The sequence below is a fragment of the Bradyrhizobium glycinis genome (assembly GCF_016031655.1).
GTDB classification, from domain to species: Bacteria; Pseudomonadota; Alphaproteobacteria; order Rhizobiales; family Xanthobacteraceae; genus Bradyrhizobium; species Bradyrhizobium glycinis.
Genome location: NZ_JACCHQ010000055.1, coordinates 1 through 8,255, shown reverse-complemented (window position 1 = coordinate 8,255; position 8,255 = coordinate 1). Strand labels below are relative to the sequence as shown.

Below are 8,255 nucleotides of genomic sequence, written 5' to 3'. Positions count from 1 at the left end.
GGGCAGCTGGCGCGCCTGCCGCCGCCAGGTGAACACTTGTTGGGGTGTCAGCCCGTGTCGGCGGGCAACGTCGGAAACGACCGCGCCTGGGACCAGCGTCTCCTCGACAATCCGGACCTTGTCGTCCTTGGAGAACCAACGGCGTCGTCCGGTCTCTGTGATCACCTCCAACCGGCCCGTTGCCACATCCGACTTAAGCGTATGGTCAAGCATAGACACGAGCCGATCCCTTCAAAGAGATCGTGAACCTCGCTTATCCTTCACGCCACGAGAAGGTGGGATCAAAACGACGCTTACGTTCGTTGCAGCATAGTCACTCTTGCAATCAAGCTGCCACGCGATCGCTGATCGCGCCTGAGGCAAGGCTCATGAGACGACGGGAGTTCATTGCGGCTCTTGCATGCGCTGCTGCCGCTTGGCTAGAGACGGCGCGCTCACAACAAGGGAAAACCTGGCGGATCGGGTACCTGATGCCCGGCTTCATCATGGGCCCCGACCTCAAGCTGTTTGAAGTATTCAGAAAGGAGCTAAACGCTCTCGGCTATGTCGAGGGCAAGAACCTAATCATCGACAAGCGACAGGCTGAGGGAAGAAACGACCGCTTGCCTGCGTTGGTCAGCGAACTCATCGCACTTCATCCCGATGTGCTTGTTACCGTTGCAAGGCCTGCGATCGCCGCCGCGCAGCGAGCAACCTCGACCATCCCCATTGTGATGACGCCTGCGACTGATCCGATCGGGTCAGGCTTTGTGAAGAGCTTTGCTCGTCCTGGCGGCAATATAACCGGCTTAGCTAACATGTACGGTGACACCACTACCAAGATCTTTGACGTGATCAGCACTATCCTTCCATCTGCCAGAAAGATCGCGGTCTTGATGTCGTCAAATCCCACCCACCCACGACTTTACGAGGTGTCACGCGCGGCCGCGCATACTGTTGGGCTATCGACCGTTCCCGTTGTTGAAGCAACTCCAGCCGTCCTGGAGCGCGCGTTTCAGGATATCGGGAAGGAACAGTGCGATGCCGTGTTTGTCCTAGCTGATCCAATTCGGCTGAAAATTGTCGATTTGCGTAGCTCCCATCCCCGCAATTTATCAGATCAGCGAGTTTGTTGAAGCGGGCGCGCTGGCAAGTTACGGTCCGAGCCTATCCATCATGTTCCGGCGCTCAGCGCAGTATGTAGATAGAATCTTCAAGGGCGCGGTTCCCGCTGAAATGCCCGTCGAACAACCGACCAAGTTTGAACTGGTGCTTAACCTCAAGACTGCGAAGTTGCTGAATCTGCCGATGCCAGAAGCGGTCGTCCTTCAAGCCGACAGGCTCATCGAATGAACTTCGATCACTTCGGCAATTAGCCCGTACCTGACCTCAGCTCGAAGCGCCGCAAGGTCCGCTTCCCGATGGTGACCCGAGCGGGCCAAGACAGCGGCTGACCCGAAGCCATCCTGAGCCGCGCGCCGCATTCGCGATGCAACATTCGCGGCCACAGAGTGCGACGACCACCGAGACGTGTTACTATGCGCCTTCATCCTCACGCTGTGATGAGGGTCGAATGCAACGGCGGGAGTTCATAGCGGGCGTTGCGGCGCTGCTTGTTTCGTCACGTTATTCGCCCGCCCAGGAAAAACGTCGTCGGCTCGGCTTTCTTGCCGTGGGTGATGGAAGCGGGAAAGCCCTCAATCAAGCCGAGCTCGTGCTTTTCGATGCGCTGCGAAGCCTCGGCTGGATCGAGGGAAAAAATCTCGTCATCGAGTATCGCTTTTCCGAACCCTCTGATCGACTGGCGGCTTCCGTTGCCGATCTGATTGCCCTCAGTCCCGATGTGCTCGTCGCTCCGGGACCGCAAGCGGCCGTAGCGTTGAAGTCGGCAACCACCATCATTCCGATCGTATTCGTGAGCGTGGCCGATCCCGTGAAGCTTGGCCTCGTGCAAAGCCTGCCGCGTCCCGGGGGCAACGTGACGGGCCTTTCGACCATGGTACCCGACGACTTCCTCGCGAAACGTCTCGAAATTCTTCGAGAACTCGTTCCCGGCGCCTCGAAAATCGCGCTCTTGGTCAATCCAGCCAATCCAATGCAAAGGCTATATCTTGCAGAAGACGTACCCCGCATCGGCCGAGAGCTCGGTGTGGCTTTGCTTCCGGTCGAGGCGGCCACGGCCGATCAGCTCGACGCCGCCTTTGCGTCCGCTGTCGCCCAGCATGCCGATGCGATCATCGATTTTGGAGATACACTCACCTATGTCCAGGCTCCGCAGATTATCGCGCTTGCGGCGAAGTATCGCCTGCCGGCGAACTATCTGTTCCGGCACTATGCCGACGGCGGACTGTCGGTGTACGGAGCCGACGCCCGAGATTTGTTCCGCCGGGCGGCGGGCTACGTGGACAAGATACTCAAAGGTACCAAGCCTTCTGATCTCCCGGTAGAACGGCCAACCAAATTCGAGCTTCTGATCAACATGAAGACTGCCAAAGCTCTCGGCCTCACTGTCCCGCCCTCGTTACTCATCCGTGCCGACGAGGTGATCGAATAGCACGATAGTTGCTGTAACATGGGTCCGCTTAGGACCGTGGCTGACTCCCGCTCCTGGCCTAGCAGGGTCCGCTTCCGAGGGCTGAGCGGAAAGCCATCATGGAAACGCCGAGGGCGGCTTTTGACCCAAGCCGGACTTCGTTCACGATGACCTCAAGCCGACCCGAAACCGAGTTTAGGTACCTCAGTTTGAGTTTTTGCTGTATCCTATTGGGCCTTCGAGCTTCACAACATTTGGGAGGAGGTTAGGATGACCAAGTCCTTTGTCGCCGCCGCCACTTTGATCGCGTTGGCAAGTTCGGCGCTGGCTCAAGATGCAATGAAGGTGGTCAAGCCCGATGCCCTGCCTTGGACAGAGCATCCGGTCTTCAAGGGCGTGCAAACCGCCATCTTGATCGGTGACCCAGGAAAGGCCGAGACCATCGTCCAGCGGGTGAAATTCCCGCCGAATTATAAAGTTCCGCCGCACACTCATCCCTATGCCGAGGTCGTCACCGTGATGAGTGGCAGCTTTGGGAACGCCATGGGCGAAAAGTTTGATCCCTCGAAAGGCGAGATATTGAAGCAGGGCTCCGTCTTCGCGTTGCCGGCGAAGCACCCGCATTATGTTTGGACGACAAACGAAGAAGCGATGGTCCAAATTGTATTCACCGGGCCAGGGGGCATCGAGTTCATCGATCCAGCTGACGATCCGCGCAAGAAGTAAAAAACGAAGCGCCGAACCACAAAAAAAGGCCACTTCAATCGGCGGCCTCTTTCGCCATTCCGGCACAGGCGGGATGTCGGCTGTTGGCCCACAGCGGACTTCGTGCGATGGCCGCTTCTGCGCCGCTGTTGGGAGCCAAGCGGACATCGCGAATTTAAGAATGCACGCCCTAGTTTCCTCTACCATAGTCGACGGCGAAGACTCGGTAGTATTGGTCCGGCGAGGTCTGTGTGAACACGATCTCCAGTGCGACGATCTCTGCATAGCCCTTGGCCTCGTCGCCCACATTGATTAGCTCAACCAGAGTCAGCCCTTTGCCAGTATCAAAGTTGGAGGCCGGCGCGCCGGGAATCCGGATGAGACCTTGCATGGTCGGGCCTCGGGTCTGGATTGCAACCTTAATGTGCGGCGCCCTTCGGACGGAGAGCCGCTCCGAACGGAAATCGATCCGCTGCCATTGCCCGCGATCTTCTGAGGCGTGCCCCGTGTGCCTAGGTCCTGCCGCGGGATCAATGGCGGCAACGGTAGGGGAGGCGAGCGTCGATACCGTCGCAATGAGTGCAACAACGCCTTTGCCCGGGGCTCGGAACAGCGCGCGCGTAGGAGTTAGTGATTTAGTTGCTGGCGGGCGTTTTGGATGCATGCGAGCGATCCATGAGCGACCGGATAGTTGACCCCTTTGCTGCAGCGTCATCGGATCCACTCGCGACGTTCTCAGGGGTGCATTTCGTTGAGGGCGGATTTCCGCATTGACGTGCAAGGGCCTCCCAGCCCACACACTTTCCAGACTGGCTTCGATAACCTGGGCCGCCGTTATCACCGCAGGCAGCCGATCCGGGTATGCTCGCTGACAGAAGAAGCGCGACAACGAGCCAAAAAAGGAACGGAAGCTTTCTAATGCTCACCCGGCTCACGCTCCCGCAGGTCCCTGCGCTACGTCGATGACATGGCGCTCGGCCCCCACGGTGATGACTATGGTGTAGGTCTTAGGGCCACCGCCTTGATCAGTGGGCGGCGCGAGGTGGAGTTGTCCTCCATACCATTCGCCAGGCATCAATGTGTTGTCCTTGATCACGGCTTGCTCCAGTGCCGCCATGTTGCGCTGTCCGGTCTCGACAGTGGCCGCGATCATCGCTTCATTTTGGATCGCCGCGTTATTCTGCGCGATCAGAGCCGCAGTGGGGCTGTAGAACGTTCCCGTGCGTCCGCTGGGGGTGGTGTAGCTGCCATGCCCAGCGTTGGCGGCGCTGTAAGCGTTGGCGCCGGCGGCCAGCCCGGTGAGGAGGGCGGCGGCAACTTGCCGGTTTCGCTCTTCTTGAACCAGCATCTCGTAGGTTACGACCTTCATCTCGAAGTCAGAGCCGGCGGCGTGCTGGACGGCCTCGACTTGTCCAACGCGGAAGTCGACCGGCTGCTTGCTTAGATTGTTGATGCCGACGACGAACACGGGCCGCCCGTTCGCCTGCATTTGACGCGACGCGGGTCGCACTAGGACGAGCGAGCTCTTTTGCCGAGAGACGAGGGCGGGCTGCCCGTCTCGCATAAGCGCCTGCTGCTGCGGATTCGACGCTCGGAAAGAAATCGTCTCGCCAGTGGACATGCAGCCGCCCAGCACGGCGCAAAGTGCGAAAATACCCAGATTACGCATGGAGGATCCCCCGACCCGAAAAGTGGATCCAAGCGCAACCATCGCGAGAGATCAAGGCTTGGCGCGCGCGAGGCCTATTAACCAGAGGAAATGCGAGGCCTCTCGGTATCACGAGAGGGATCATAGGATGCCGGTTGGCATCAAACTGCGCTTGACAGATAGGACAGAAGAGCTGACCATTAAACCTTCGTTAACGCAACTCGAGTCTTGTTGACGCGTTGTTGGCGGCGTGCATCACTTGCCGCGAGGGCACCATGGCTAGCGAATCCGTTGTTAGGATCACTGTGACGTTTGAGCGTCGGGACGACGGCGGCTTATTCGTCTACTCCCAAGAGCTTCCTGGCTTTGTGCTTTCGCATAAGAATGCTGCCGCGGTGATGGGGGACGTTGAGCCCGCTCTTTCGATTTTTCTTTCTAAGAAATTTGATCGCGAACTCGCTGTTAAGCCGCTTGTTGGGTTGCGGGAGGCCTTAGAGCAAAATGGCCTCATCGAACCGCTTCCGAATTCAGGTGTGACGACTCGAGAGTACGCGGCGATCGCAGCCTAGGGCTGACGGTGATCTCGCTCCGATTCCTGCCGCGGGAGGAATGGGAGGAGAAGCTCTCCCATTACAAGTGTCGTCCGATGAGGGGTACGATGCCCCTCAATACTGCCGAGTGGTGGGTGAGCTCGTGGGGCTTCTTTTTTACTGTCCCCGTTGAGGACGATGGGAGCTGTCATCAAATCGCATTTCAGCGGTTGATCTCGGACATCATTGCAAGCTGCCCTCGGGGAACGACGTTTCCGTAACACGATCTTAGTTGATGATTGCACGCGTGGTCACATCCTCACGTGTGCGAGAACGGCAAGATGTACCGCTACCGCAGTTCAGCTTTTACGCGCCGCCATTCATCCTTTAGCACCCGACGCGCCGCCGCCACGAATTCGGGGTCCAGCGCTATTTTCGCCTCAAGGGTGGGCGCGCTATAGATCTTCTCCATGATCTCTTCGAGCTTCTGAGACGCGTCCTCTTCAGGATTGAGCATCAACTCGATCTGCGTGCCAAGGTCGGAGACTTTCCTATCATCAGCCGTCGACAAGGGAGGGGGCGCTGACATGAGGATAGAGTGATACTCGGAAAGCGTCTTTCGTAAATTGTCGATCCACGCCTGCCGGAAGGTTGCAACCGCACGCTTACCTGTCTTGGTATTGCTTCGCAGCGTCACGAAGATGTTCAATAGCACTCCAACGAATGCGAGCGTGGCCGCGGCCACGCCCGAAGCGATCGCTGCTGCGATGCCCGGCGCCCCCAGTGCTTGGAGAATTGCATCCAATTGCCGATCCTCCTGAGACCGAGCTAGTGGGGTATCCAAGCGCAACCAGCGCGCGAGATCAAGAGCCAGCGCAAACGTCAGGCGCGCCCCCGGAAAACTGCGGGTTGGACGTGGGCGAGGGACCAACTGCGGCTCTGAGGCTTGCACAGTTTGGAGCCAGGTTGCATTGTACGAGACGCTATCGCGGAAATGGAGGTAAGAAGATGGATTTTTCGAAGATCAAGCCCGATTTCCGAAAGGAGATTGTCCGCGGAGGCGAGGCGTATTTGGATGGCCAGGTTAAGATCGCAGCTTCTGCCGACTCGCGGGCATCAAGCTTGGCTGGCATGTACACGGCTGCAGCAACAGCCCTCACGGCCGGCGTAGCAATCGCCGTCTACAATGCAGCTGGCACCGCTCTCCACGAACGGCTTCCCCTTGTGATCGCCGGAGGGGCCGCAGCAATAAGCTTCATCACGGGCGCCCTGTTTTGCGTCACGGCCATTCAGCCTGTCGGCTTCTACCTTCCTGGATGCGAGCCGGATAATTGGGAGGAGGATGTTACTAAGGGTAAGGAGCTCGACGATTGCCTCGGCGAGCGTGCACTTCATATCCAGAGTCACATCAACGCCAACTTCGATGTGATCAAGGAAAATGCTCGACGTTTCACTTGGGGTGCTCGCTTCGGCATGGCGGCACCCTTTGTCGGAATATTTGTCGGCATGATCGCTTGGGCCGCTGCGCGGTGGTCTGCCTAGCTCATTTCTTCTTCTTTGCGACTTTTCGCGTCTTCTTGGCGGTCTTCCTGACGGCGGACTTTTTCGCTTTCCGATGCGCCCGACGGGGATCTGCATCGCCATGTTTCGTAATGGGTCGCCCCGATTTCACCATGTCATTTCCCCGCCACAGCCAATTTCAAAGAATTCTTAGTCGCTCGTGTCCGCAGCGCCTTCGATCACCATCAGCATATAGATGGGGAATGTCGCTGAGCGCAATTCACCATCCAGAGTGAACCACTGACAATCTACATTGTCGCCGCTGATCGAATGTATCGTCATGAGAGGGCCACCTGATCGGAGGCGCACTCGGTCACCTGGGTTCACTTTGTCAGCGGTTAGCTTGGGAATTGGCCTGCCGCCCTTAACCATCGGGCACCTCCGAAAAAATGCTATTTGAAAAATTATCCAATTGCCGGCGCATGCTAGTTCAACTCCAACGTGCGCGCAAGCTTCTGCCACTCTAGCGCCCCGGCTCAGGCGCGCCCTTCTGAAGCGCAATTCTGCGCTTTGTGGAGACGAGCATGTCCCGTGTCCAAAGATTTCGATCGCATGAGGAGGGCAGGCGGGTGCCAATGTCTGGTCGGAGACTTCGCTTCAGGCAAGCCCGCCGATCGCGCCGGGCCGCCGCAAAACGTTCAGCGAGGCGGTCCCACAGGGCAGGGTGGCGGTGCTGGCGTCTCTTCGCCCGGGACTTTTGGATCAACAATAGTCCGTTTGATCGTGACCACAGTGGATTTCATGTCCAGGTCTCGAGCTCGGCGCTCTAATCCTAGAGCGGTCAGCAGCCGGAGCTGGAGCTTGGTCAAGGCGGTGTAGGCGAGCACATCGTAATCGCCGCCGGACAGCCAGGATGCTTCCAGATGCTCGACCATGGCACCCGTGACGGCAGCGCGCATCACCAAGGCACGCTGTCCTGCGGAAAGGTGATCGGAGCCACCCAGGTCCGACTCCAGCTCTGCAATGAGCGCGCGCGCATTTCTCGCCGCCAGCGTGCGGCCGTCCAGATCTCCAAGAGTAAGGAGCCGAACCTTGCCTTTATCGGGCGAAGACTGGGAACTCATCGTTGGTGCAAGTTCAACCATTTCCAATGCGCTGCTTTCGATACCCTACTGTTTACCCCTACCAACCCGAAAGATCGGTAAATCGCAGATTGTGAAGAAAATTCAATTACAAACCCTATCGGAGCGCTAGTCCGTTGAACTAAAGCGTCGATCTTCGTTGATCTCGGCGTCGCGTCCGAATTTTTTCCGCTGTTGCGACCCGAAGGTTTCCGGTCGCACCGAATAGGTGGAATCGG

General features: G+C 58.1%; 12 protein-coding genes. 6 read left to right on the top strand and 6 right to left on the bottom strand.

The annotated features are described in order from the left end of the window. On the bottom strand, positions 1 to 213 hold a 213-nt coding region (locus HZZ16_RS36705; RefSeq protein WP_197951284.1), incomplete at its 3' end, for a transposase. Between the two features lie 257 nt (positions 214 to 470). Here HZZ16_RS36705 and HZZ16_RS36700 point away from each other — a divergent pair. The 4 genes from HZZ16_RS36700 to HZZ16_RS36685 all read left to right on the top strand — a co-directional run bounded on the left by HZZ16_RS36700 (position 471) and on the right by HZZ16_RS36685 (position 3,238). Then, a complete protein-coding gene (locus HZZ16_RS36700) occupies positions 471 to 1,115 on the top strand; it encodes an ABC transporter substrate-binding protein (protein WP_197955701.1) in 645 nt (214 codons plus the stop codon). Continuing rightward, entirely contained in the window at positions 1,060 to 1,332 is a 273-nt protein-coding gene (locus HZZ16_RS38065; RefSeq protein WP_197955699.1) for an ABC transporter substrate binding protein, read from the top strand. The genes HZZ16_RS36700 and HZZ16_RS38065 overlap by 56 nt, the downstream gene beginning before the upstream one ends. A gap of 220 nt (positions 1,333 to 1,552) precedes the next feature. Beyond that, positions 1,553 to 2,533 (top strand): ABC transporter substrate-binding protein, encoded by a 981-nt coding sequence (locus HZZ16_RS36690; RefSeq protein ID WP_197955697.1) that lies wholly within the window; start codon positions 1,553 to 1,555, stop codon positions 2,531 to 2,533. A gap of 249 nt (positions 2,534 to 2,782) precedes the next feature. Next, positions 2,783 to 3,238: a cupin domain-containing protein gene (locus tag HZZ16_RS36685; protein ID WP_197955695.1), complete on the top strand. Its 456-nt coding sequence runs from the start codon at positions 2,783 to 2,785 to the stop codon at positions 3,236 to 3,238. 169 nt (positions 3,239 to 3,407) lie between these two features. Here HZZ16_RS36685 and HZZ16_RS36680 read toward each other — a convergent pair whose 3' ends face one another. Further along, on the bottom strand, positions 3,408 to 3,608 hold the full coding sequence (locus tag HZZ16_RS36680) for a hypothetical protein (protein ID WP_197955691.1): 201 nt from the start codon (positions 3,606 to 3,608) through the stop codon (positions 3,408 to 3,410). Between the two features lie 540 nt (positions 3,609 to 4,148). After that, positions 4,149 to 4,886, bottom strand: coding sequence for a hypothetical protein (locus tag HZZ16_RS36675; RefSeq protein WP_197955690.1), 738 nt, complete (start codon positions 4,884 to 4,886; stop codon positions 4,149 to 4,151). A gap of 254 nt (positions 4,887 to 5,140) precedes the next feature. Between HZZ16_RS36675 and HZZ16_RS36670 the strand changes: the two genes are divergently transcribed. Then, entirely contained in the window at positions 5,141 to 5,434 is a 294-nt protein-coding gene (locus HZZ16_RS36670; protein WP_197955689.1) for a hypothetical protein, read from the top strand. Positions 5,435 to 5,744: 310 nt separating this feature from the next. Here the strand turns inward: HZZ16_RS36670 and HZZ16_RS36665 are convergent, their stop codons facing one another. After that, positions 5,745 to 6,200 (bottom strand): hypothetical protein, encoded by a 456-nt coding sequence (locus tag HZZ16_RS36665; RefSeq protein WP_197955688.1) that lies wholly within the window; start codon positions 6,198 to 6,200, stop codon positions 5,745 to 5,747. Positions 6,201 to 6,403: 203 nt separating this feature from the next. Here HZZ16_RS36665 and HZZ16_RS36660 point away from each other — a divergent pair, with 203 nt between their 5' ends. After that, positions 6,404 to 6,937, top strand: coding sequence for a hypothetical protein (locus HZZ16_RS36660; RefSeq protein WP_197955687.1), 534 nt, complete (start codon positions 6,404 to 6,406; stop codon positions 6,935 to 6,937). A gap of 168 nt (positions 6,938 to 7,105) precedes the next feature. Here the strand turns inward: HZZ16_RS36660 and HZZ16_RS38525 are convergent, their stop codons facing one another. Together HZZ16_RS38525 and HZZ16_RS36650 are read right to left on the bottom strand one after the other, a co-directional pair. Further along, positions 7,106 to 7,327, bottom strand: a complete 222-nt coding sequence (locus HZZ16_RS38525; protein WP_376707617.1) for a YodC family protein — start codon at positions 7,325 to 7,327, stop codon at positions 7,106 to 7,108. Positions 7,328 to 7,593: 266 nt separating this feature from the next. Beyond that, the gene (locus HZZ16_RS36650; RefSeq protein ID WP_197955685.1) at positions 7,594 to 8,040 is read right to left on the bottom strand and encodes a hypothetical protein; all 447 of its coding nucleotides are present in this window, start codon (positions 8,038 to 8,040) and stop codon (positions 7,594 to 7,596) included. Positions 8,041 to 8,255: the final 215 nt, after the last annotated feature.

Coding starts and splice junctions, on each gene's coding strand:
- HZZ16_RS36700 (WP_197955701.1), top strand. CDS start 471: ATGCCCGGCTTCATCATGGGCCCCGACCTCAAGCTGTTTGAAGTATTC.
- HZZ16_RS36690 (WP_197955697.1), top strand. CDS start 1,553: ATGCAACGGCGGGAGTTCATAGCGGGCGTTGCGGCGCTGCTTGTTTCG.
- HZZ16_RS36685 (WP_197955695.1), top strand. CDS start 2,783: ATGACCAAGTCCTTTGTCGCCGCCGCCACTTTGATCGCGTTGGCAAGT.
- HZZ16_RS36680 (WP_197955691.1), bottom strand. CDS start 3,608: ATGCAAGGTCTCATCCGGATTCCCGGCGCGCCGGCCTCCAACTTTGAT.
- HZZ16_RS36675 (WP_197955690.1), bottom strand. CDS start 4,886: ATGCGTAATCTGGGTATTTTCGCACTTTGCGCCGTGCTGGGCGGCTGC.
- HZZ16_RS36670 (WP_197955689.1), top strand. CDS start 5,141: ATGGCTAGCGAATCCGTTGTTAGGATCACTGTGACGTTTGAGCGTCGG.
- HZZ16_RS36660 (WP_197955687.1), top strand. CDS start 6,404: ATGGATTTTTCGAAGATCAAGCCCGATTTCCGAAAGGAGATTGTCCGC.
- HZZ16_RS38525 (WP_376707617.1), bottom strand. CDS start 7,327: ATGGTTAAGGGCGGCAGGCCAATTCCCAAGCTAACCGCTGACAAAGTG.
- HZZ16_RS36650 (WP_197955685.1), bottom strand. CDS start 8,040: ATGGTTGAACTTGCACCAACGATGAGTTCCCAGTCTTCGCCCGATAAA.